Source organism: Paenibacillus sp. J22R160 (genome assembly GCF_059692135.1).
Genome location: NZ_JCAUAU010000002.1, coordinates 550682 through 574693, shown reverse-complemented (window position 1 = coordinate 574693; position 24012 = coordinate 550682). Strand labels below are relative to the sequence as shown.

The window sequence follows — 24012 nt, the reverse complement described above, 5'->3', positions numbered from 1 at the left end:
CTACAATATGAATGGATTTTTTCTATTAGCCTTTAATCGAACCAATCAAGACGCCTTTAACAAAATATTTCTGTAAGAATGGATATACACACAGGATCGGCAACACTGAGATAATGATCGCAGCAGCCCTTAATCCCTCAGGGGTTACCATGGTTTGAATAGAAGCGCCTTCGCTCCCGCTGGTCGCATTCGTATTCAGCAGATTCTGGCTTGTCGTATCGATCATCTGCAGCAGCTTCACCATCAGTGACAGCTTACCCGAATTCGTGATATACATGAGAACATTCATATACGAATTCCACCAGGTTACTGAATAAAATAACGTCAGCGCAGCAATAATCGGCATAGAGAGCGGAAGAATAATTTTCCAAATAATGAACAAGTCATTCGCTCCGTCAATCGCTGCGGATTCCTCTAGTTCCGGCGGCAACCCTTCAAAGAAAGATTTCATTACGAAGAAGTTGTACGTACTGAGCAGCCCAGGCAGCCAAAGTGCCCAGTAAGAGTTCATGATGCCCAGCGTTTTGATGAGGATATAGTTAGGGATGAGCCCTCCGCCGAACAGCATGGTGAACGTTATGATCATTAGCAGGACATTCCTGCCCTTGAGCCGCTTGCGACTTAACGGATAGGCCGCCATGATGGTTGCTACAATGTTGATGGAAGTCCCCACAATTGTAATGATTAATGTATTCTTCATGGCATTAAACAGCTGGCCGTCTTCAATCAAGTTCCTAAAAGAAGTGAATGTGATTTCCTTCGGCCACAAGAAGACTTCACCTGACATAATGGCCCGAGAACTGCTTAAAGAGGTAGCTAACACATGAATGAATGGGAACAAAGTCATCATGGCAAGTACCGCCAGAAACACATAGATGACACCATAAACCAGTTTAACTGACGAGCTTTGACTGCCGGACACCGCATTCCCCTCCTACCATAGCCCATTCTCGCCTAAGGCTTTAATTAATCGATTCACGCTGACAACCAAGATCAAACCAATGACGGATTGAAACAGGCCAAGCGCTGTCGTATAGCTGTACTGTGCGCCTTCAAGACCAACATGGTATACATAGGTGCTAATTACATTCGCAACCTCTGAAACCGCTTTATTTTGCAACACGAAAATATGCTCGAATCCCACATCCATCATCTGACCCACACGCAGGATCAGCAGAATCGCTATCGTGGATCGGATACCCGGCAGTGTAACGTGCCAGATGCGCCGAAGCTTACTTGCTCCGTCAATCTTCGCTGCTTCATACAACTGAGGGTCAATACCAGCCATAGCGGCAAGGTAGAGAATCGTTCCCCAACCCGCATTCTGCCATATTCCGGACAAGATGAACGTAATCGGCCACCAGAAAGTGCTTGCCATGAAATAGATCGGCTCTATGCCAAACAACTTCACCAAAGCAAAGTTGACGATCCCCGTGGAAGGAGACAGCAGCGCGATAACAATTCCCCCAAGTACCACCCAGGAGATGAAGTGCGGAATGTAGAGAAGATTCTGAATCGTTCGCTTGTACCATTCCAACCGGACTTCATTTAAGAGTACAGCCAGCACAATAGGAACTGGAAAAGCGAATACGATACTGTACACATTCAGCAAAAGCGTATTTTTTAATACGTTGAAGAAATCTGGACTCGTGAACAATCTGTTGAAATGTTTCAGGCCAACCCACTGACTCCCCCATATCCCATCTGCAAAACGATAATTCTTGAAGGCAATGATCTCACCAAACATCGGTGTGTACTTAAATGTGAAATAGTAAGCAAAGATGGGAAGCAGCAATAGATATAAATATTTGTCCCGCTTCACATACTTCCAAGCCAGTTTAAGCTTAGTCGTTTGCTCCTTCTTTCCGGCATTCGCTTGTGCGGTGGTGGCCCCGACGGTTCGTGATTTCATGTCCTACCTCCTCTCAGGTCAATGACTTGCACCTTTATGGTAGCGCTTTTATGGTTATTTCGAAAATAGACACTTTTTAAAAACACACACCTTTTTTAACCGGATTCCAATTCGCCATTTTTATCATCTTCGCCTTTTTTAAGATTTTCCCGGAAATCGCCTGGTGTTTGGCCTGTATATTTCTTGAAAATACGTATAAAGCTCTGAACATTGTTGTAACCTACGCTCTCCGCGATGGTGTTGACCTTCAGTTTCGAGCCGAGCAGCAGCTCCTTTGACTTCTCCATACGGATCTGAATCAGACAATCCATGAAATTGGTTTCCGTCGTTTCCTTGAAGAGCTTGCTTAAATAAGGAACGCTTAACTCAAATTGCTCCGCCAACAGATTGAGCGAAAGGTCGCTATCCATATAATGCTGCTCGACATATGCTAGAACCTGCCCAATCGTATCGTGATGCCCTTTGGAAAGCCGCTTCTCTTCGGTCCGCACAATGAGCTGATGCAGGAAGACAGACATATAGCTCTTCAGCTCAGCAACTTTCACGCAGCACTCAATGCGATCATATATATTTTCCTTCGGGTCCAGGAATTCTTTGATCTCAAGCCCCTTATCCGATATGGCCTTAATGGATTTCATGATAATCTGAATACACATCTGCTTAATTAACTCAGGAGGAACATTGCTGGCTACGACCTCGCCAAAAATTTTATCTAGCTGCGAACGAAGCTTTACTTTATCTGTTTCGCGAATCAGGTTGACGACAGACTCAATTAGCGCAGTTATCCGGTAAAATTTCTCGTTATAATTACTGCCCGCGATATCGTCGATAGAGACAACGGTGTTATCCCCCATAATCAACTTGTATTTCAACGCATTCAGCGCTTCTTCATAGGAAAGCTGGATACCTTCCAGATGTGAATGTGGACTGCCTACCCCAATGGTTACTGTTTGTTTAAAATGAATCCCTACATAATTCTTGACCAGATCAGCAACCTGCAGGGCTTGAATTTGATTGCCTTGCGAATCTTCCGATTCGAAGCTCATAATGACGGTGACTCGGCCATCGGTTAATTCCACGGAAGTGCCCTTGCTTACTCCAGCGATTAGTTCATCCGCAACGTTGCTAATGGCATACGTAAATAAATAGACATCCCGCGGAGTGTGATTCTCTTCGATGCGATCCAGTTCAATGACGAGTACAATGAATTGTTTATGATATAAGTCTATACCGAGCGTATGGAAATACGGCTTCATCCGATCGTAATTCGTTTTATCCCCCATCAGCAGACTCATGATCAGACGCCATTTCAGCGCGGGCAAGCTGTCATTCATTTGTTTTTGCAAGGATTCGTTGTCAGATATCATCTGTTTGAAAAACTGCTCCATGTAGGTAAGGTCGCCAGAACGGACTGATTTCTTACCCGCTACAGAGTGAAAGAACAGTTCAAGCGGTCGGAACGTGTAATTGCTTACTGCAAATACAATGACAATAGCTAGCAAGAACATCCCCGCTGTCACCACTAGCAGTAAATTGCGGACAATCATTAACGGACGGTTCATCTCGGGATCAGGGACAATACTGATGTATTTCCAGCCATTGTAATTAGAAGTCAAATAAAACGTCGTGTAACTCCCGCTTTTCGAATGCGTTGTGATATATCCATTATCCTTAAATTCACTGAGCTTTGGAGCGCCGGGAATGGTGCTGTAGGAGTGAAACAGATGCTCTTTGTTCTGTGAGGAAATAATCGTCCCTTGGTCATTAATGACTAACGTTTGACCTGCCCTTTGCTGATCCACATCTTGAATCAGATTGGAAAGCGTACTTTCCGCGACATTGACAATAATGGCGCCCTTCCGGAACTGCGGCAAACTGATCAGCGGGTAACTGCGCACCAAGGTAATCATATTTTTCTCAATTTGCAGTCCTGAGCTGACCTCCGTTACCTTCCTGGTATCAAGCCATTCGCCATAGCCATTCATGCTAACATAAGCATCATGCCAGGCCATATCGTAGAAGCTGGATTCATCAGAATACGTCACATCCGTCAACAAGCTCTTGTTCGCTAGAGAATACAAATAAAATGAGGAAATATTACTGTTCGCAAACATCAGCGTCTTAAACCGCGTATTCAGAATACGGAAGTAATTAAGGCGCAGCTCATCGCTCGCGTATCGGCCATTTAGGAAAAACTCGACATCCGGTTCTTGTATGAAATTAATCGTGCTCGTATCAATTTCACGCAGCATCATTTCAATCTTCTGCTCGCTCAGATGAAGCAGCGCTGTATTCGTGCGACGCAGCTGATCTTCCATACCTCCTTTCGAGCTTAAATAAGACAACCACACGGTTGATGAGATGATGACTAGGAAAAAAACACCATAAATCACCTTGAACCTGGCTGATATGTTACCTTGTAAGAATCGCATGGTTATCTCCTTTTCTCCGTGTACAATAAGGGCTGGTATTTGGGTGAATATTAATTGATAACGCTTACAAATTTCCATTTGTAAATCCTTTCCTCATATGATAAAGCAAGAATGCGGTTTGTTCAACCAGACTTACAACGAAGCTAGCGCAAGGTTACATTAAAATACCCCTCCAAGTAAACGGCAGTACCTTGTTTCGTACTGTTTACCTGAAGGGGATATGATCTGTATGCCATTCTTATTTTTTTATGGGCAGTTCAATTTGCACGGTTGTTCCATGGTTAATTTGGCTTTGAATAGACAATTCTCCATCATGACCATGAATAATTCGTTTGCAAACCATTAGCCCTAAACCCGTACCATTGGCCTTTGTCGTGAAAAACGGCTCCCCCAACTGAGATAGCTTATCTTCAGAAATACCTACTCCTTGATCTTCGACGCAAATAATTAATCGTTGATTCAATTCATTTCTAACTGATATTTGTATCAATCCACCATTGACCATGGACTCAATCGCATTCTTCAAAATATTAATTAAGACTTGTTTAATTTGGTCTGGAATACAATAAATGGCGGGGATGTCTTGATCCGTGTTCACTTGAATTTGGACGTTATACAGATGAGCATGGGGCTGTAGAAAAGCAATGACACTTTGTACAAGCTCTCCAGGATTACTCGCCATGTAATAACTCAGATGCGGCTTGGCCAGCGTCATGAATTCATTGACGACATAATTGATATGTTCGAGCTCTTCCATCATGACATCCACATAGTCGGCATTCTTAGTCTTTAGCAAATGGACAAACCCTTTTAACGAAGTTAATGGATTCCGAATATCATGTGCGATCCCAGCGGCAAGTTGACCAATGAGCGACAGCTTTTCTGATCTGATAATTGCTTCTTCCGACTTCTTGCGCTCCGTGAGATCGCGAATTACGCTCTGCATGACCGGATACCCAATATTTTTGTGAACATAGATCGAAGATATTTCCGCATCAAAAAGAGTGCCATCCTTCTTGCGCATCTTACGCTCGACAAAATCACTGTAATTATCCATCTGCATGATCTGTTCAAGTCGCTCTATAATCACTTCCTTATCCTTCGGACAGAAATAATCATAGATGGATTCACCTACGAACTCATCGGATGAAGCTCCGCCAAACAGCTTGCAGCTAGCATCATTCACAAACTGGATGAGCCCGTCTTTATGCAAGACAATGGGTTCGGGATTAAGCTTGAGCAGCCTTCTGTACTGTTTCTCTCTTTCAAGAAGCTCCTCTTCCACTCTCTTCTTTTCGCTGATGTCTCTTTCTAAACCAATAAAGCCAACTATGCATCCATCGTTATCTTTCAAAGGCGAGACCGACACATTCGCAATAAATGTCGTCCCGTCTTTTTTAAGCTTTAACGCTTCAAAATCCTTGATTTGCTCGCCGTTTATTAAGGATTGATACAATTTAAGGGCATCCTCCTTGAATGCATCAGGTGTCATCGGCAATACTTGTCCAATAACCTCTTCCCTCGTCCAACCATGCAGCTCTTCAAACTTCTTATTCACTTCTAACACAGTTCCGTTTATATCGACGATTACAATCCCATCGGATGTTAAATTCATGAAGGAATCAATTAAGTATTCTTTTAATTTCATGAGTAAATATCCCCTAGTTCAATCAAGTGATAGTAAGTGTATTCGTCTCCAATGGTTAAAAACCTTTATTAAACATCCTATCAGGACGTTTTTTTACATTTTACCATTAAAAATTTAAATGGCGGTTTACTTTCCATATTCTTATGTGGCTCAACAATTTCTGAAAATTCTATCAACCCATATTTCCCAAACTCTTGTGCTATAGAGTCAGCATCATAAAAAAACATTTTTACGCCTTCGTAGACCTCAAAATAGTCTTTACCCAATGGTTTACCCTTTCCAAACATCGGGGCTTCTTTTGAAATCGTCGTAAAAATCATATATCCGTTCGGCTTTAACTGGTTATAACAATCTTTAATAAACTTTTCTCTCTCGCCTTCATTCAATAAGTGAATAAGCGCATAACTAAAGATGCCGTCATACAGCTTGTTCTCAAAAGGCATATCAGCCACTGAACCATGAAAAATATCAATACTGAGCCCTTCTTGCCTTGCCAGATCAATCGCTGTTTTTGAAATTTCAATACCAGTAACATGTATCCCATTGTCAATAAAAACCTTAGCATTTCTTCCATATCCGATACCAGGTATCAATATATCCTTAACATTCTTCTCCAGGAAGAAGTCCTTAGTCAAGATGGCGGAGTCTGCAGGCTCAAATCCCCACATCCTTTGATTTTCGATAAAACTTGATTCCCAAAATTCGGTCATACCACTATCTCCTTTTATATGTTATTATGGCTTCTCTTTTGTCAGTAAGATGTTAAGCCCATTATAGAACGCACGTTCTAAGAAATCAAATATGAACTGCATAATTGACGCCGCTTATCCAGGTGGTGGGAGAGATAATTGCTACTGAGACGGCTTTTTCGACTCTCTCACCCCTCCATCCACCCATCCCAGCACGATTTCCTCACCCGAGACGGCCTTATCGGATGTCTCGCAACGTAGCAACTCCTATTTTGCTACTGAGACGGCTTTTTCGACTCTCTCACCCCTCCATCCACCCATCCCAGCACGATTTCCTCACCCGAGACGGCCTTATCGTATGTCTCGCAACGTAGCAAATCACATTTTGCTACTGAGACGGCTTTTTCGACTCTCTCACCCCTCCATCCACCCATCCCAGCACGATTTCCTCACCCGAGACGGCCTTATCGGACGTCTGGCAACGTAGCAACTCCTATTTTACGAAGGAGAAGTATGTAAAAGCATTTGTCATTAAAGAATCAGGCACGTGAACAACTCCCTAGCGATGAAGGCTATACGCTAACGGTCAGAGTGGATGCCAAATACAAAGGAGCTAAGTACGGATAGGCCGCTTAGCTCCTTTTTCATTTCTCATCTAGTGGATAATTGTGCTCGCGTAAATACGCTTCAACCATCTGGTTTGTCACCGTTGCGGGTGCCAACGCCGCGAGCATCGCTGCGCCGATAACCTAGAAACGTGCGCGTTTCCGTATAAGCAGGCACATCAAGTGTTGGTTGAAACTTCGACTCGTCAAGAACATAAGGAGGAATTTGATCCGAGAAATTAGGCGTCGCTGGAAGCCCAAATTTCACCGAACGAACACGAAGCGCCTCCAGTACGGATTTCTTTTTTAATCGTTTCATTCACATTTGAAATGGATGTGCTTCTCCCCGACTCCTGATATCTTTCGAGGACAAGCTTCATGGCCTGGGCGATGTCGGGATAAGCATCGATCAAATTATTCATTTCTCCAATATCTTCGTTGAGATCATACAATTGGTACAGCGGCGCCCCTTCTGGCTCTTCCCCAGGCTTCGGAAAGCTCCATCCGCCTGAGCCTGGACATAACTCCAGCTTCCATTTCCCTTGCCTGATAGAGAATGCCCCCTGAATAGAGTGATGAACAATGGCTTCTCGCAAGGGTTGCTCATAAGGAAGATTAGCCCAAATGGGCAGATTACTTACACTATCCTCACCCGCATCTGGGGGTAAAGGAACTTCTAATATGTCTGCAACTGTTGCAAGCAAATCCGTTAAACAGACGGGTTCATCGCTTATGCGCTCAGCTTGTATGCGCTGTGGCCATTTCACAATGAGCGGTATCCGATGTCCGCCTTCATATATATCTGCTTTATGACCGCGGAAAATATAGCTAGGATGATGTCCGAATGCTGCAAGCTCTTCATAATTAGCTCGAGGTGAGCAGCCATTGTCACTCGTATAGATCACAATCGTATGATCGGACAGCTGTAATTCATCCAGTTTATTCATAATTTGACCGATCACATCGTCACACATGAGAACAAAGTCACCATAAGCATTCGTTCCAGATTGACCAACGAACGCTTCTGTTGGAAGGATTGGCGTATGCGGAGCAGGTAACGGGAAATAGATGAAGAAAGGCTCATCCTTATACTGCTCCATCCATTCCACCGTTTTGGTCGTAAGTTTAGGCAGCACTTGGTGATGTTCGAAATCCGGTGCAGTAGCCCCTTCACGCCAATAAGCCATCGGATCGTCGTTACGAGTCATACGATTCGGCAGCTGAGTAACCCGGTCGTTCTCGATATAGACATAAGGGGGCATATCCAGTGATGCGCTAATCCCGTAATAATAATCAAATCCATGGGTTATCGGACCGTATTGAATGGGTTTTCGATAATCAATTTCACTCTCTCCGTCGCCTGCCTTCGCCCATTCCATGCCCAAATGCCATTTGCCGATACAAGCCGTCTTATATCCATGCTCACGAAGTAAACTAGCGACTGTCATTCGGCCTTCCTCAATTAGAGGAGCGGAGAACCCATTCAGAACGCCCTTCTTGAGAGATGAACGCCAATTATATCTTCCAGTTAAGATACTATAACGAGATGGCGTACACACGGCCGATGAGGAATGGGCATCCGTAAATGTGATCCCTTCCTTTGCCAATCGATCAAAATGAACCGTATTTATTCTGGAATTCTTGTTCAGATAGGAAATATCGCCGTACCCCATATCGTCTGCCAGTATATAAATAATGTTTGGTTTGGATGGCATCGATTTCTCCTCCTAGCTTTATTGGACAGTTCAAAAAGCATGGATGTCTCCATGCTTTTCGCTCGAACATTATTTCTTCATTTTCGCATCATAAGCAGCTTGATAGATGTCTAAATATTTCTTCAGATTCATATCATTCAGTTTCTTCACATAACCGTCCCATTCTTTATCAATGCTGGCGTCACCTGTTGTGAAACGAGCGATCATCTGATTGATATAATCCGTTAGAGTCTTCTCTAGATCTGCAAGCTCTGTAGCTTGATCGTTCGAGAAGAACAACGCTGGAAGGACAGACTCTGGCTTTTGTCTATATGGTTCATAGTTATTTCTGGTCTCTGTAAAGAGCTTAACTTCCTGCGGATTTTTCGGATCTGCCATCTGCCCAAGCCGGAAATCATTGGAACGAAGTGACGGTGCAGATTGCCCGCTCCAATTGATATTGTTGGCTGCGTTGGTTGGGATGGCACTTGGAAGCGTTTTCCAAATGGCTTGTTTGCCATTGATGCCCATCTCTCCATTTGCTGCATAATCCCATTCTGTGCCAGGTCGCCCAATCGTTTGACGTAACGTCATCTCCGTATTATAAAGCAGGTCACCTAATCGGAATGCGGCCTCTGGGTTCTTGGCTGTACGTGTTACGACATAATAGCCTTGTAATACGCTTGATTTCCACGGTGTCGTTTGAACACCTGCAGGTCCTTTTAATGAAGGAACCGATTGAACTTCCAACCATCTGCCGCTAGGTCCGTTAAATGAGGTAAATATCCCATTGTGCTGCGAAACTTCGCCACCTAGAATGTTAATATCCGGGTTCTCGCCCATCGCTTTCGCTTGATCCCGATCTTGTGTGAACGATTGCGGTGCAATCAAGCCTTCCGCGTATAACTTGTGGAGGTAGGTCAGACCCTCTTTCCAGCCCTGTGTATTAACCGATGTCGTGACCTTTCCATTGTCAACATATAAGCGTGTAGTAATTCCAGAGTCAAGGACAAATGAGTTCATGATAAATGAATCAATATTTACGTTAGGCCCAACCGCCGCACCTGACAATGGAATCTCGTCTGCTTTTCCATTTCCATTCGGATCCTTCGTCTTAAATGCTTTCAATACGTTATACAATTCGTCTGTTGTTTTCGGTATTTGGAGACCTAATTTATCTAACCAAGGCTGGTAAATCCACATTTTTTGCGACATCGAGCAGTGATAGCACTCATTCACTTGAGGCAAACCATAAATTTTACCTCCAGGTGCTGTAATCTCGTCCTTAACCCCTTGAACGATACCGAACATTTTCTTCGTTTCAACGCCGTATTGATTAATATAGGGTGCGAGATCCAGGAAGTCTCCTTGCGTGCCATAGATCAGTTGTTGGGTTGGCGAAATCCCGAATCCCATGATGACATCAGGCAGATCACCACTGCCAAGTACGAGGTTCAGTTTTTCCACAGCTGACTTCTCAGGAGCAACGGTCCATTCAATATGAATATTCGTTTTCTCTTCCAAATATTTCGTGAACTCATTGTTGGCATAGTCACTTACACCTGGAAAGCCCTTAACTAGTACCTTAATCGTCGTTTTCTCTTTGGTTATCGGCAATTCTCCCGCTGCTGTGACATTGCTGGTTTTCACCGGATCCTTCGTTGCTTCTGCAGGTGCATCTGCTTGTTTATCTGCGCATCCTGCGAGTACAACCCCGCTTGCAATAAGAACACTTAATCCCATACCCCATATTTTTTTCATTCCAAAAACGACCTCCCTTATTTATCCTTTTAAAGAGCCAATCATAACGCCTTTAATGAAGTACTTTTGCACAAATGGATAAACGAGCAGTAATGGCAGAGATGAAACGACAATTAGCGAGTATTTCAAAAGTGCGCGTAAACCCTCTTGAGCGGCTATCTCTTTCATGTCCAACATGGAAGCATCAACTTCGTTTTGCACCAATATCTCTCTGAGGACTAATTGCAAAGGATATAACTTCTGACTATCCAGGTACAATAAACCATTGAAATATTGATTCCAATATCCCACCGCGGAATAAAGGGCAACAACGGCGATAATGGGACCTGACAGCTGCAGAACAATTGAAAAAACATATCGGAAATCGTTACATCCATCGATCTGAGCAGCTTCGAGCATTTCATCCGGCAGTGTCGTTTTGAAGTAGGTTCGTGTAATGATAATGTTAAAAACACTCATCGCACTGGGAATAATCATAGCCCACGCTGTGTTCAGCATCCCAAGATCTTTTACCAATAGATAAGAAGGAATTAGCCCGCCAGAGAACATGGTCGTGAATACGAACAGCAGCATAAACCAGTTTTTACCGAACAAATCTCCTCTAGATAATGGATAAGCAGCAGCAATTGTTAGTACAACGCTGAGTAACGTACCCGCAACCGTGTAGAAGACTGAATTTCGAAAGGAACTCCAAATCAATTTGTGCTTAAAAACAGCCGCATATCCTTCTAAGGTAGGTTGTACCGGCCAAAGCCAAACTTTACCCGAGATCACAGCATCAGGTGAACTGATAGAAGCGCTTACAACAAACACTAGCGGGTACAAAATGACCACAAGAAACAGGGATATCAGCAGCACATTGACCCAATTAAACCATTTGTCACCTCGTGTTTCGAGAATATGTGACTCTTTCATACCTCCGTGCACCTCCCCTGCTACACCGTTACCATAAGCTTTCTTGCTTTGCACGTTTCGCAATTTGATTGACAATAATGAGCATGGCAAGTCCAACAACCGATTTGAATAAGTTAATGGCAGTCGAGTAAGAGTAATTCATAGCTTGTGAAGCAAGACCCACCTTATACACATACGTATCAATGACCTCTGACGTCCTAAGGTTTAATTGATTTTGTAGCAGCAATACCTTCTCAAAGCCAGAATCCATAATATGCCCTGTGTTCAAAATAAGTAAAATGATGACAACAGGCATAATGCCAGGAATATCGATATGCACAATCCGCTTGAATTTACTAGCACCATCGATTACTGCAGCTTCATGCTGAGACGGGTCAATACCTGAAAGCGCTGCCAAGTAAATGATGCAAGAGAAACCAACATTTTGCCATATCCCCGACCAGACAAAGACGGAACTGAAATAGCTTGGCTTCGCCATGAAGTGAATGGGCTCAAAGCCAAACACCCCTAAGAGTAGATTGACAATCCCCTTTTCTGGATCCAGAAGCACGAGAACAATCCCAGCCATTACGACGACAGAGATGAAATGCGGAGCATACGTAATCATTTGAACTGATTTCTTAAACCACTTGTTTTGGATGTTATTGATTGCCAGTGCCAGAATGATTGGGAACGGAATACCTGCAAGCAAGCTGTAGAAATTAAGGACTAAAGTGTTTTTTAAAAGGGTGCCAAATTCATACGAATTGAAGAATCTTATGAAATGCTTGAAACCCACCCAATCACTGCCTGTGATTCCTTTTGAAGCAATAAAATTCTTGAAAGCAATCTGCGCGCCGTACATCGGATAATACTTGAACACGATAATGTAAAGAACAGGCAGCGCAAGTAGAACGTACAGCTGCCAACTGCGTTGCAGCTTCTTTAAGAATGGCATTCGTTTAATCCCTGTATTCGCTTTTGCCAGCGTATTTGCACTTGCCACCGTTTTCAATTGGGTAACCTCCCCTCGTCGTTGTATAACCTTAATGTAAGGGCTCCCCAAGTTGCCTGTATATATGAAAACGTTTAACTCCTGTGCAATCCTTAGGATTTGAGTATGTGCAATCGCTTTATTGATGTGCAAATGTTAACTTCTCGCTATAAATTCACTTCTACAGACCTTTGATAAACCGTTGCACTTACTCCATGCAGTCGTTTGAACGCCCGGCAGAAGGTATTAGATGAGGAGTATCCTACTTGATCTGCAATCTCTTGAATGGCGTATTCCGAATTTCTTAACAATTGCTTCGCTTGCTCCATGCGCAATTGCTCCAAGTAATCTGAGAAATTGATGCCTGTCTGATCTTTGAAGAACTGCGACAAATAAACCTTGGATACACGAAGTCGATCAGCCGCTTCATCCAGACATAACGCTTTGTCTGCAAAGTCTTTCTGAAGCATCATACGGATGTTATCGAGTAATTCAATGTTACGATTTGATCGCTGCTCCATGACATGCCGGCAAATTTTCGAATAAGCTAGACGAATCGCTGCAAAATGCTGCTGCAAGCTCTCATACGAAGGCTCTGCCCCATCTATACGCTGAATTTGAGAGTAAATCTCCTCAGCCTGCATGCCTAATTGTCGTAAAAGCTTGACGAGATTGCCCCACAGTTCGCCAATAAATAGTCGGAGCACGGTTTGTGAAAGGTGCCTGTTTTCAAAATTTTCCGTATACAATGCCTGTAATAGACGCGTAACCTCTTCCTGTTCTCCAGCCAATGCCACATTCATCAGCCGTCCTTCCATGTCCTGCGGATAATGATAATCATTTAACGCCGTTGGGAGTTCATCAAACCATTGCAATCCATCCTTGTCCGACCGTGCTAAGGCAAACAGTACCTCTCTCGCCTGCTCGTAGGAGCGTGAAATTGAGGTTACTCGGTCACAGAAACCTCCGATGCCACAATCGGATACAATTTGAAACCGCAAGTTAATGGCCTGACAAACCTGTTCCATTAGTTTCGTTATGTTCTCACGATGCCTGTTGGCGTCATGCGAATAAACACTCAGTAAGACGGCGATTTGATCTTGCGACACATCATAGGCAAATCCATCTGAGCCTACAAGTTCTCTAATCAGCTCTGCGGACGCGAAGCGGACTCGATCCAGATCTTTGAGCAGCAGCTCATTATAGCCATTGTCATAACCTTGAATGCGAATGAGAGCGACGACATATTGTCTATCCTCATCCTCCATCCCTAATCCGAGATGCCCCAGCAGGATATCGGCATCCCGTGTAGACAGAAATTGTCCTTGCATCAGCCTTCTGAAATACGAGGCACGTAATAAAGGCACCTGCAGCTCCAACTCGGATTGCAGTTTACGGTTAGAAAGCGCCAATCCCGACACAGCTTCGCTTATAAAACCATACACATCATGCTGTTTGACTCCGCCTCCAACGAGTTCTCTAAGCGACTGAGCGAGGTTGCGAAGCGGTTTGCTATTCCGATAAGCAAGAAAATAGGCCATGGATACGCCAATCACTAGAAAAAGCAGTGTTAATGAGAAAATAATCTTTTGAATATAATGAACTTTTCCTAAAAGAATGACTTTCGGTTGACCTACAACGTACGTCCATCCATTTATCGTTGATTTCGTATAAGTAATAATCATCGATTGATTATTCAGCTTTTGCTCCACAATCCCATGGTCTTCCTTTAAATCAGCCAGTTGGATGGGAAGTCCGGTATTTTCGCCAGATAACGTACTCATAATACTCCCCTGATCATCCAAAATGTAAGCCCATCCGCCATCCGATAAATTGAGTCCCTGAAATAACTTGCGGATCTCAGCTTGATCAATCATGACCGCGATAACTGCCTGCGGGTTGCCTGGTAGACCTAACGATTGTAAATACGTCATCATTTGGTAAGAGCTGTTTGCCATACTCATGTGTTCAGACGGAAGAAAGGAACGGGAGTGGTAAGTCTGCAGCCAATTCTTTCGCATTTTCTCAGTATCGCCGCCATCATAAACAGCAATTCGGCTAAAGAATTCGTCCATGGTGTAGCTAGAACCCGGCGTTAAAACAAGGTCACTATTTTTAAAAAGAATATAATAGTTAAAAACAAAGTTATTTGAAAGTTTGAAATCATATAAGCTCTTATTCGTATCGAGAACGGAATAGGTGTTAGCCCCCTGAAATGGATCCGTCACCGTCATGAATTGAATAACTTTCGTATTGGCGGCTACTTGACGTCCGATCGAGGTAATCTCATCCATTCTTCGTTCAAGAATATCTCTGCTTTGCTCCAGAACGAGCCTATGATTCTCTGTGGCATCCTTCTCCATCACATGAATGGTTTCTCGGTAGACAATGTAACCTATACCTAGCAGCATACATATAAATAGAAGGTAAGGGATTAGCATACGAATAAAAACCTTATGTCTGACATTTGCATCCGGTACAAGCCATTTACGCATCGGTAATTTCCTCCTTGATACTTCTACGCCAATTGTACGAATTTATTATCAGTATAACAAAGTATTGTGAGCGCTTGCATTAAAACTGAAAATTCAAGAGGGGCTTCGCCCGCGCCGCCTGGCCTCTAACGATGTTTTACATCGTTACGGCTGCCTCGACAGGCCCTATCCCTCCCTGCAACGATGTTCCTCATCGTTACAGCAAAAAAATAGGAGCTAAGCAGATACAAGCTGCTTAGCTCCTCATTTAATTATTCACCTAATCAAATCCTATTTGACCTCACAGTCAATCATGACGTGAATAGTATCTCCTTTATGTTCGTTTCGCAAGTGGAAGGCCCGGGCGACTTCCGCAAGCGGAACGACGTGAGTAATCATTTCCTCGGTGTTAACGAGTCCGTCGAGAACCAGCCGCAGTCCTTCATCGAAGTAACGTCGGTTATCGATGTCTCGCTTAGGCTCCGTTGAAAGGATATCCAGCCGTTTTTTGTGCACCTTGAAGAAATCAACTGGCTTGTGACAGGTGCCAATGCATCCATACATGACAATTCGTCCATTCTGTGCTGCTGCGTTAATAGCATCTACCATGCCCTCTCCTTCCAGAAGACAAGGAATAACCACATCAAAGCCGTCTGGAAAGTCGGCTCCCACGATATCCATGGTATCGGCATGTTCATGGGGGATTTTATACGTGTGGGTTGCCCCATATTTGCGTGCAAGCGCCAGCTTCTCGTCAAATAGATCTGTTACGACCAAATTTCTTGGACTAAACATATGGATGACTTGCGTCATGACTAGACCACTAACGCCTTGCCCCGTAATTAATACATTTTTATTAGGCGAAATGTCTCCTAGTTCTGCTGCATGGATAATACCCGGAAGCACTTCAATGAGCGAACCCTCGATCAACGGCAACTCTTTGGGCAGCACTTTAAGCGAAAAAGGCGTACAGACCACATATTCGGCGAAAGCCCCCCAAACATACCGTAGTGCAACATGATCGCCTTTCTTGACACCAATGACATTGGGTCCAACTTGATCAATAACCCCTGCAACTTCGTGTCCCAGTCTGGTTGGGTATGAGATAAATTCAGGCTCACGCGCACCACGGAATACCTCTACATCACTACCGCATATACCTACCCACTTGACCTTAACCCTGACTTCGCCTTCCTTGGGTTCTGGAATCAAGGCCCGTCTTACGCTGATCTCCCCGATGGCGTCCATAACTGCACACATCTGCGTTCCAGGACCATCATAATCTACCAACTCCATGGGAGGAACGGACATTTTTCTAACCATTTGCGTATTTCTCCTTCCCTATATAAAAAGATTTCTGTAATCTGTTAGGCCATAACTTCCCACATTTTCTCGTTCACTTCATACATCGTCTTCTCTTCCCGCAGGCCTCGGATGATGTCTTCGACCACTTCCTCCATCAACGCAAGATGTCCCTGCACAGAGGCTCCAGCAATATGAGGTGATAGTAGTACATTAGGAAGAGAACGGATAGGATGATCAACGGCAAGAGGTTCTTTATCAAACACATCTAGAGCAGCAAAGAATCGTCCACTTTGAAGCTCTTCCATGAATGCCTGCTCATCGACTACAGGACCTCTAGAAGAGTTAATGAAGACAGCACCGTCCGGAATAAGCCCCAGCAATTCACGGGTCAGCATCCTTTCCGTTGCGGGAAGCTTGGGCGCGTGAACCGAAATAATGGGACAGCTCATAACTTCTTCTAGTGCAGCCCTTTTAGCATTCAGCCGAGCTGCTGCTTCTTCACTTAAATAGGGATCATATATAAGAACTTTGACTTGAAAAGGTGCGAGCAGCTTGATAAAAGCGCGAGCCGTAGAGCTAGCTGAGATGATGCCCACCGTGCTCCCGGTAAGCTCCCTTCCCTTCAATCCAGCAATTTTCCATTTTCCCTCCCGCATGGCGGAATCATATTCAGGCAAATACCGTAGAGATGATAGCAGTGCTGCCAGACAATATTCACCCACACTTAATGCAATTCTTGGGGCTGCAGAGAAAACTTTGACCCCTTGTGCGAAAATCTGCTTTGGAACAAGGTTCTTTACCGTTCCAGCCGCATGCCCGATGGCACGAAGCTTAACGGCCTTCTTTAGCATTTCGTCTGTCAGGCTGGGGGAGCCCCAACTGGTTATAATCACTTCCGCCTCAGCAATCCGCTCTGCAAGCTCTTCCTGTGTATAGTCACGTCCTGTTTCATTCCATACGGGTTCGAAATAGTTATTTATTCGCGCACGGCACGCATCCGAACATACTTCATCCAATCGTGATTGCGGTGAAAGCACCAATGTTTTTAATTTCATTGCAGAAGTCCTCCTTCGTTTTCCTTAGGCAATCTAAGGATTAGAGCTGCACAACCTGACCTGTCCGCATGGATTCAAAGCAAGCATCCATGACCCTCATCACCTGGATAATTTCCCGGCCTGAAGCCAGCGGTTGACGTCCCTCTCGTATGGCAAGTGCGAATTCCTCAAGCTGCCATTTGAAATTAGGAAATGTAGACTCACAGGATTCTAGCCTCTCTCCGTTCAAGCTAAGCTCATATTCATCTTTCAAATGCAATAACCCGTTTGAACCGATTAAATATCGCTCATAAATACTGTTCTGTGTCGACCATATCCGCTTTCCAGTAAGACCCACTTCATCGGTAGGGCGGCAGCCTGCGTTAAATGACATCCAAACATTCGCCATCTGTCCTTCTCCGAAATTCATGGAAATCGCTACTTCGTCTTCACCCGACCAATTCGGGTTATTGGAATGTCCTTGCGCATAGACCGTCTGAGGAGCTCTGCCATAAGCCCATTGAATGTAGTCAAGAATATGGCTTCCCCACAGGGGAATAATAAATCCTCCGATTTTCGATTCGTCCTTCCACCAATCTGCTGCCGGCTTATCCATATGCGCCAAAAGCATCGCATTGATGTTGATCAAATCGCCAATTGCTTTCTTTCTAACTTGGCGAATCGATTCCATCACTGGTTGATAAAAACGGCGGCTTTGCCCAATCATTAAAGTAACGCTACCACCTTCCGCTGCTTCGGCCATTTCCTCTGCTTCCTGCACATTCATCGCCATAGGCTTCTCTACAAGCACATGCTTGCCGGCACGGAGCGCCTTAATCGAATATTCCGCGTGAATGTCGTGCGGCAGCAGCAGCAAGAAAGCGTCTATATCCGGATCATTTACCGCGTCATCATAGGAAGTATAGGTTTGCACCCCTTCCCACTTTTCGGCTTCAAGACGCAGTTTACCTTCATCGCGAGAGACAAGGGCAACCAATTCAATGAGATTAGATAGCTCCCGTATGGCCGGAAGATGGGACTTCGCCACACGTCCCAATCCGACAACGGCTAAGCGCAATTTACGCAGCATGCATGCTCCACTCCTTCTTCTCTTTATTTACCGCTTTTCCTGTCTTGATAGGACTTATTAAACTCATCTATCATCTTCATGTAGTTGGCATCCGCTTTAAACGTTTTTACCATCGCATCCCATGATTCGATCGGTTCTTTCCCCATAATCACTTTAACCTTCATATCGTCCATCTTTTTCTTAAAGTCTGGTCCCATTTTTAAATCAACATCGGACATCAGACCAATGGATACGTCAGATACACCATAATTTGCTCGTTCATCTATAATTTTCTTATTACGCTCAAAGGTTGCTTTCGGCATACCTACGCGATAGGCCCATAAATAAGGATCGAATCTTTCGAAGATTTTACCGAACGAGCTTTGCGATACACTGTCCTTAACCGCTTGCTCTGTAGCCGTTTTGAAGCCGTCCGCCACGGTGAAGTGGATATCCTTAAGGCCATAACAGGCTAATTCGAAGCCTTCCTCGGATGCACCGTAATCCATCAAGGCCAAGATTTTCTTCATTTTGGCTTCCGGCACTTTTTTCGGAATCACATACAGCCCTGCGAATCCTGAGCCTGTAGAAACCATTTTGCCTGCTGCACTTTCCAGATAAGTCATAGCGACAAAATCCGCTTTCGGATCAAGCTTTTGCGCGCCTTCCGTAGCCCGGAAAACACCCTCCGTGGTATCCATTTGAACGCCGACTTTGCCTGCTTTCGCCATGTTTTCAAAATCCGTTGTTTTCATAGCAACGAAATCTTCAGGCAATATTTTATCCTTATACATCTTGTTCAGATAAACGAGTCCGTCTCTAGTTCCCTGTTCTAGATCGGTATCTACCAGTTTGCCGTCTTGCTCTTTCCACTTGCCATTACTTTTATTAAAGACATCAAGCACTTTCTCCCAGTTCTTTCCGTTATACCCATACGTATCAGCCTTGCCATTCTTGTCAGGATCTTTCTCGACGAAAGCTTTCAAAGCGGTATAGAATTCATCCATGGAATGCGGCATCTTCAGCCCTACGTTATCCAACCAATCTTGGCGGATATTGAAAAAGCTGCTCCCATGAAGCGGTCGTACCGATGGCAGGATATATTGTTTGCCATTTACCTTGACACTGTCCATGATCTCTTTCGGATAAGCCGATAAATTTTTATAATCCTTCAAATATGGCGTCAAATCCCAAAAAGCACCTTGCTTGATCATGGTGATCGCCTGCGTTTGCTTCATGTCTTTGATTTTCATCAAATCAGGCATATCGCCTGAAGCCAGCATGACGTTCTGCTTCTCTTCCCACGCGTTTGGAGATGCCCAAGTAATTGTCAACTTCGTATTCGTGCGCTTCTCGAATTCCTTGGTTACCGGATTATCAGCTGCTGGCGGTTCCGGTGTGCTAAACTCCGTAAAAATGCTAATTTCTGTTGGTGGACCGCTGTCAGCTGCAGTTCCTGTTCCCGCTGTTGAAGCTGGTGCTGCTCCGCCTGAGCAAGCCGATAGGACCGATGCTGCCATCATGAAGGTTAGAGATACAGGCACCGCTTTGCTCGTCATTGACCTCTGATTTTCTTTCATACGAACCCTCCTCATTCATTTTAAAAAAATTATCCTTTCACCGAACCCAGCATGACGCCTTTGGCAAAATGCTTTTGCAGGAACGGATAAACACACAGGATGGGTAACGTCGCAATAACGACAGCTGCCATTTTTAAAGTTTCGGTAGGGATGCTTTGTTCGGCCATCATCTCTGCAGCAGCCGATCCCCCAGCTTGCGTCGATGAGTCGATTAACATATTGCGGAGCACGAGCTGGAGCGGCCATTTGGTATAATCATTGATGTATAGAACCGCACTAAAGAATGTGTTCCAGTACGCCACTGCATAGAATAATCCAAATGCGGCAAGTGCAGGAAGAGAGAGAGGAAGGACAATCCGGAAGAACACGCCGATATCGGTGGATCCGTCAATTATGGCGGATTCTTCTAATTCAACAGGAATGCTGTCGAAGAAGCTTTTCATGAGGATGACGTACCATCCGCTTGTCAGCACTGGCAGAATCAATGACCAGACGCTATTAATCAATCCCAAGTCACGAACCAGCAAGTAAGGCGGGATCAGTCCCGGACTGAACAAAAGGGTGATTAGTATCAATAACATGATCAGTCTTCTCCCCTGCAACCGCTTACGAGATAACCCATAAGCCAAGGCAGCTGTTACCACAAGACTTAGCGCAGTACCAACAGTAGCTAGGAAACCACTGATCATCGTTGCATTTTGAAAGGCTGATGTAGACAACAAATATTTGTAGGAATCGAGTGTCCATTTTTGCGGAAATAAGAGATAACCTTGTTTCTGAATGTACTCTGCCGGATCCGTAAACGAAACAACAAAGACATAATAAAGCGGGAAAATGGTAATAATCGCTATGATACCGAGCACAATAATATTCACCGTATCGAATAGGCGTTCGCCTAATCTTCGATTCATTATTCTCACCCCGTTTCCCCTATTTGCGGAGATTAGTATACGCCTTCTTCACCAAATCGTTTAGCCAGCTTATTGGCTGCAATAACGAGAATCAATCCAACCACAGATTTGAACAAACCAACGGCAGTACTGAAGCTGAACTGTCCCTGCTGAATACCCAGACGGTAAGCGTACGTTTCAAATACATCCGCCACACTCGAAACAGCCCCGTTCATCATCAAAAATACCTGCTCGAAGCCAACGTCCATAATGTGCCCGAGCTTGAGGATGAACAAAATGATTATGACACTTCGGATTGCGGGCAGCGTTACGTGCCAGGCTTGCCGAAAACGTCCCGCTCCGTCCATTTTAGCCGCTTCATACAGTCCAGGATCGACACCCGCGATAGCAGCAAGGAAAATGATCGTTCCCCATCCAGCCTCTTTCCAGACGTTCTGTACCGTAAGCAATATCCAGAAACTGTTTGCATTCGTTAAAAAGTCGTATTTGGCGAACCCCAGACTAACTAACATCTTATTGATAATCCCCGAAGATTGCGATAACAACAAGAAAGTAATCCCTGCGATAATGACCCACGAAAGAAAGTGTGGCATATAGACGATCGATTGAATCCATTTTTTGTAGACTTCATTGCGCAGTTCGTTTAATAAAAGGGCAAGTAAAATCGGCAGCGGGAAAAAGAACACCAGACTGAGCAAACTTATAGCCATCGTATTTCGAAATAATAGGTAGAAGTCTTGGTTTGAGAAAAAGCGGATAAAATGGTCAAAACCGACCCACTGGCTTCCCGTTACCCCCATGTAGGGCGAGTAATCTTGGAATGCGATGACGACTCCCCACATAGGGACATATTTAAATATCAGGAAAAATAACAAACCTGGAGCAATTAATAAATACAGAAATTTGTCTCGTCTAAGTCCATGCAACACATGCTTCCATCTACTTTGCGGGACAGCTTCTGGGATAGTACCCACATGCCATTCACTCTGAGCTGCCATTCACATTGCACCTCCTTTTACTTAAAAAGCGACTTCGCATAAGCAAGATCTTCGGTGATGTACCGGTCCTTATTGGCCAAATCCGTGTACTCTGCTGTCAAACAGATGACGCCAGCATAATTTCTGTTTTTCACATAGCTTGCAATCCTTGGCCAGTGCGCCATGCCGTGTCGACCGGTCGTAAAATGACGCTTCCACTCCGCTGTTTCGGCCTCGGGGCCATTGCTTCGCATAAAATAGCCATTTTTCAAATTCACCATCGCCAGATGGGACCAAACGATGTCCAATCCATATTCAGGCTGCTGCCCAGCGAAGGCATCGTGCGCTGCATCCCAGACCACACCGATATGATCGGAACTTAAGGGTTCCATCAACTTCATAATGCCATTCGAATCGATGATATAGTTTCCGTAATGCTGCTGGATACCTACCTTCACTCCATACTTGTCGCAAAGGGGGACAAGCTCTTCCAGCTTCCGCTTGGTCCTTTCTTCCGTCGTCTTATAGCCATCTTCATCGATATTGACCATGATCCGGATCAACGGCACCCCGGCTTCTGAACATGCGGCGAAAATCGATTCATCGGTTGAAGCGGCAACGCTAAAGATGTTGACCCCTTGCTCGCGTAACTGCTTTGCAAATACCGGCAGCGTTTGCCAAGCTGTCTCAGGCTCTACCTGAAATCCAGCTCGAATTGGAAGCTCGATGCCATCAAAGCCAATACGGCTTACAAAGCTGGCTAGCTCGGGAGCCGTTTTATCTTTCCAGTGCTTCACAAACAGTGAAAACGAATAGGGTTTTTCGGAATGTTCCACAGCAGCCTACACTCCCTCAACGAATTTTTATACGTTAACATTAGATTTAGTGATGCTAAGCAGGTGCTGCACATCGTTGTAACATTGCTGAGCTAATTCGGTGTGTACGGGAAGATCAGAGCCAGGCTTGCTCACACTTTCAACGGTGAGGTAACCGCTGTACGCAATTTGTTCCAGCCCTCGGAACACTTCGTACCAATCAATCCCTCCTTGATTAATGAGCCGATGACAAAAGTATTGATCTTCTTGCTTACCCTGCTTGGGTATGACCCGATGGTATCGGCCGATATGCGGCACATAATCACTATATTCGAAAGCCCAAGGATACTGGTTTCCTTGCAATTTCACAATATCCTTGATATGAACGTTGAAGAGGTATGGCTTTAACCGTTTAATGGTTTCTATCCCATAATCAGTCGGTACCTGATACAAATTGACCGGATCCATGATCAGCCCTACATTACTGCGCCCTACCGCTTCTACAAAAGCAATGGAAGAATCGGCATGATCACAAAGCGTGCCATGGTGCATTTCAATAACCGCCCGGATATTTCGGCTGCTTGCCGCATCGGCGCATTGTTGGAACCACTTAACGGCCTTCGTAAAATCTTCCTTGGACACCTCATCAGAATGCTGGAATCCTGGATTCAAACGCATCATACCGCAACCGATCGCTCTGGCAAAATTGAGATAGCGCTCCCACTTCAGAAATTCAGCTCTACTTTCCTCTTCCGTATTACAGGCAAAATTCCCTACAAACAGGGAAAGATTGATAGGCGTAAGACGATAACCTTCAAGCAAGTTTTTAATCTGCTCCGCTCGTTCTTGTGAGATATGACCGTCTTTCAATTCACCAACACCACGAATCTCTACGCCCTCATAGCCAATAGCTGCTGCATCTTTCAAAAAATGCTCAATGGTTGAATCATCATACATATTCCCGCCTAAAACGATCATCGTTCTCATCCCACCCTCTCCGTAATAGCGCTTACAATTGTATGAGGATATCATAATGTAATTCTGTAACTTATGTCAAGATTTAAATTAAGTCATATAATATTCTGTTATCATCATTTATTATTCGTATAAAATTATTGAACTTTGTTCTGATTTTTATTAAAGTAAGCTCATTACCACTATTCGCATTGGTTCAGGTATAATCGGTTTAATTACATAATGAAATAGCGACGGTGAGAC

Annotated in this window: 19 protein-coding genes; all 19 read right to left on the bottom strand. The window is 44.4% G+C overall.

The window, feature by feature from the left end:
• Window positions 1-25 precede the first annotated feature (25 nt).
• Window positions 26-922, bottom strand: coding sequence for a carbohydrate ABC transporter permease (locus tag AC58UW_RS06245; RefSeq protein ID WP_497419811.1), 897 nt, complete (start codon window positions 920-922; stop codon window positions 26-28).
• A gap of 12 nt (window positions 923-934) precedes the next feature.
• Window positions 935-1912 (bottom strand): ABC transporter permease, encoded by a 978-nt coding sequence (locus AC58UW_RS06240; protein ID WP_497419810.1) that lies wholly within the window; start codon window positions 1910-1912, stop codon window positions 935-937.
• 95 nt (window positions 1913-2007) lie between these two features.
• Window positions 2008-4344 carry a helix-turn-helix domain-containing protein gene (locus AC58UW_RS06235; RefSeq protein WP_497419809.1) on the bottom strand — a complete coding sequence of 779 codons (2337 nt, stop codon included), beginning with the start codon at window positions 4342-4344 and terminating at the stop codon, window positions 2008-2010.
• Between the two features lie 238 nt (window positions 4345-4582).
• Entirely contained in the window at window positions 4583-5992 is a 1410-nt protein-coding gene (locus AC58UW_RS06230; RefSeq protein ID WP_497419808.1) for a PAS domain S-box protein, read from the bottom strand.
• Window positions 5993-6072: 80 nt separating this feature from the next.
• Window positions 6073-6702 (bottom strand): class I SAM-dependent methyltransferase, encoded by a 630-nt coding sequence (locus AC58UW_RS06225; RefSeq protein WP_497419807.1) that lies wholly within the window; start codon window positions 6700-6702, stop codon window positions 6073-6075.
• A gap of 666 nt (window positions 6703-7368) precedes the next feature.
• Window positions 7369-7554, bottom strand: a complete 186-nt coding sequence (locus AC58UW_RS06220) for a hypothetical protein (protein ID WP_497419806.1) — start codon at window positions 7552-7554, stop codon at window positions 7369-7371.
• Window positions 7526-9001: a sulfatase family protein gene (locus AC58UW_RS06215; protein ID WP_497419805.1), complete on the bottom strand. Its 1476-nt coding sequence runs from the start codon at window positions 8999-9001 to the stop codon at window positions 7526-7528. The genes AC58UW_RS06220 and AC58UW_RS06215 overlap by 29 nt, the downstream gene beginning before the upstream one ends.
• 69 nt (window positions 9002-9070) lie before the next feature.
• The gene (locus tag AC58UW_RS06210; protein ID WP_497419804.1) at window positions 9071-10741 is read right to left on the bottom strand and encodes an ABC transporter substrate-binding protein; all 1671 of its coding nucleotides are present in this window, start codon (window positions 10739-10741) and stop codon (window positions 9071-9073) included.
• A 21-nt stretch (window positions 10742-10762) separates the two neighbouring features.
• A complete protein-coding gene (locus tag AC58UW_RS06205; RefSeq protein WP_497419803.1) occupies window positions 10763-11656 on the bottom strand; it encodes a carbohydrate ABC transporter permease in 894 nt (297 codons plus the stop codon).
• Between the two features lie 28 nt (window positions 11657-11684).
• Window positions 11685-12593, bottom strand: a complete 909-nt coding sequence (locus tag AC58UW_RS06200) for an ABC transporter permease (RefSeq protein ID WP_497420001.1) — start codon at window positions 12591-12593, stop codon at window positions 11685-11687.
• A gap of 203 nt (window positions 12594-12796) precedes the next feature.
• Entirely contained in the window at window positions 12797-15124 is a 2328-nt protein-coding gene (locus tag AC58UW_RS06195; protein ID WP_497419802.1) for a helix-turn-helix domain-containing protein, read from the bottom strand.
• Window positions 15125-15394: 270 nt separating this feature from the next.
• The gene (locus tag AC58UW_RS06190; RefSeq protein WP_497419801.1) at window positions 15395-16426 is read right to left on the bottom strand and encodes a zinc-dependent alcohol dehydrogenase; all 1032 of its coding nucleotides are present in this window, start codon (window positions 16424-16426) and stop codon (window positions 15395-15397) included.
• Between the two features lie 44 nt (window positions 16427-16470).
• Window positions 16471-17463, bottom strand: a complete 993-nt coding sequence (locus tag AC58UW_RS06185) for a hydroxyacid dehydrogenase (RefSeq protein ID WP_497419800.1) — start codon at window positions 17461-17463, stop codon at window positions 16471-16473.
• Between the two features lie 40 nt (window positions 17464-17503).
• Window positions 17504-18532 (bottom strand): Gfo/Idh/MocA family protein, encoded by a 1029-nt coding sequence (locus AC58UW_RS06180; protein WP_497419799.1) that lies wholly within the window; start codon window positions 18530-18532, stop codon window positions 17504-17506.
• A 23-nt stretch (window positions 18533-18555) separates the two neighbouring features.
• Window positions 18556-20091, bottom strand: coding sequence for a type 2 periplasmic-binding domain-containing protein (locus AC58UW_RS06175; protein WP_497419798.1), 1536 nt, complete (start codon window positions 20089-20091; stop codon window positions 18556-18558).
• A 29-nt stretch (window positions 20092-20120) separates the two neighbouring features.
• On the bottom strand, window positions 20121-21002 hold the full coding sequence (locus tag AC58UW_RS06170) for a carbohydrate ABC transporter permease (RefSeq protein ID WP_497419797.1): 882 nt from the start codon (window positions 21000-21002) through the stop codon (window positions 20121-20123).
• A gap of 32 nt (window positions 21003-21034) precedes the next feature.
• Window positions 21035-22000, bottom strand: a complete 966-nt coding sequence (locus AC58UW_RS06165) for an ABC transporter permease (protein WP_497419796.1) — start codon at window positions 21998-22000, stop codon at window positions 21035-21037.
• Between the two features lie 17 nt (window positions 22001-22017).
• Window positions 22018-22776, bottom strand: coding sequence for a sugar phosphate isomerase/epimerase family protein (locus AC58UW_RS06160; RefSeq protein ID WP_497419795.1), 759 nt, complete (start codon window positions 22774-22776; stop codon window positions 22018-22020).
• A gap of 66 nt (window positions 22777-22842) precedes the next feature.
• Window positions 22843-23781: a sugar phosphate isomerase/epimerase family protein gene (locus AC58UW_RS06155; RefSeq protein WP_497419794.1), complete on the bottom strand. Its 939-nt coding sequence runs from the start codon at window positions 23779-23781 to the stop codon at window positions 22843-22845.
• Window positions 23782-24012: the final 231 nt, after the last annotated feature.

Excerpts from the sequence above, each read along its gene's own strand:
- AC58UW_RS06240 (WP_497419810.1), bottom strand. The coding sequence starts at position 1,912 with ATGAAATCACGAACCGTCGGGGCCACCACCGCACAAGCGAATGCCGGA.
- AC58UW_RS06235 (WP_497419809.1), bottom strand. The coding sequence starts at position 4,344 with ATGCGATTCTTACAAGGTAACATATCAGCCAGGTTCAAGGTGATTTAT.
- AC58UW_RS06230 (WP_497419808.1), bottom strand. The coding sequence starts at position 5,992 with ATGAAATTAAAAGAATACTTAATTGATTCCTTCATGAATTTAACATCC.
- AC58UW_RS06225 (WP_497419807.1), bottom strand. The coding sequence starts at position 6,702 with ATGACCGAATTTTGGGAATCAAGTTTTATCGAAAATCAAAGGATGTGG.
- AC58UW_RS06215 (WP_497419805.1), bottom strand. The coding sequence starts at position 9,001 with ATGCCATCCAAACCAAACATTATTTATATACTGGCAGACGATATGGGG.
- AC58UW_RS06210 (WP_497419804.1), bottom strand. The coding sequence starts at position 10,741 with ATGAAAAAAATATGGGGTATGGGATTAAGTGTTCTTATTGCAAGCGGG.
- AC58UW_RS06205 (WP_497419803.1), bottom strand. The coding sequence starts at position 11,656 with ATGAAAGAGTCACATATTCTCGAAACACGAGGTGACAAATGGTTTAAT.
- AC58UW_RS06200 (WP_497420001.1), bottom strand. The coding sequence starts at position 12,593 with ATGCCATTCTTAAAGAAGCTGCAACGCAGTTGGCAGCTGTACGTTCTA.
- AC58UW_RS06195 (WP_497419802.1), bottom strand. The coding sequence starts at position 15,124 with ATGCGTAAATGGCTTGTACCGGATGCAAATGTCAGACATAAGGTTTTT.
- AC58UW_RS06190 (WP_497419801.1), bottom strand. The coding sequence starts at position 16,426 with ATGGTTAGAAAAATGTCCGTTCCTCCCATGGAGTTGGTAGATTATGAT.
- AC58UW_RS06185 (WP_497419800.1), bottom strand. The coding sequence starts at position 17,463 with ATGAAATTAAAAACATTGGTGCTTTCACCGCAATCACGATTGGATGAA.
- AC58UW_RS06180 (WP_497419799.1), bottom strand. The coding sequence starts at position 18,532 with ATGCTGCGTAAATTGCGCTTAGCCGTTGTCGGATTGGGACGTGTGGCG.
- AC58UW_RS06175 (WP_497419798.1), bottom strand. The coding sequence starts at position 20,091 with ATGAAAGAAAATCAGAGGTCAATGACGAGCAAAGCGGTGCCTGTATCT.
- AC58UW_RS06170 (WP_497419797.1), bottom strand. The coding sequence starts at position 21,002 with ATGAATCGAAGATTAGGCGAACGCCTATTCGATACGGTGAATATTATT.
- AC58UW_RS06165 (WP_497419796.1), bottom strand. The coding sequence starts at position 22,000 with ATGGCAGCTCAGAGTGAATGGCATGTGGGTACTATCCCAGAAGCTGTC.
- AC58UW_RS06155 (WP_497419794.1), bottom strand. The coding sequence starts at position 23,781 with ATGAGAACGATGATCGTTTTAGGCGGGAATATGTATGATGATTCAACC.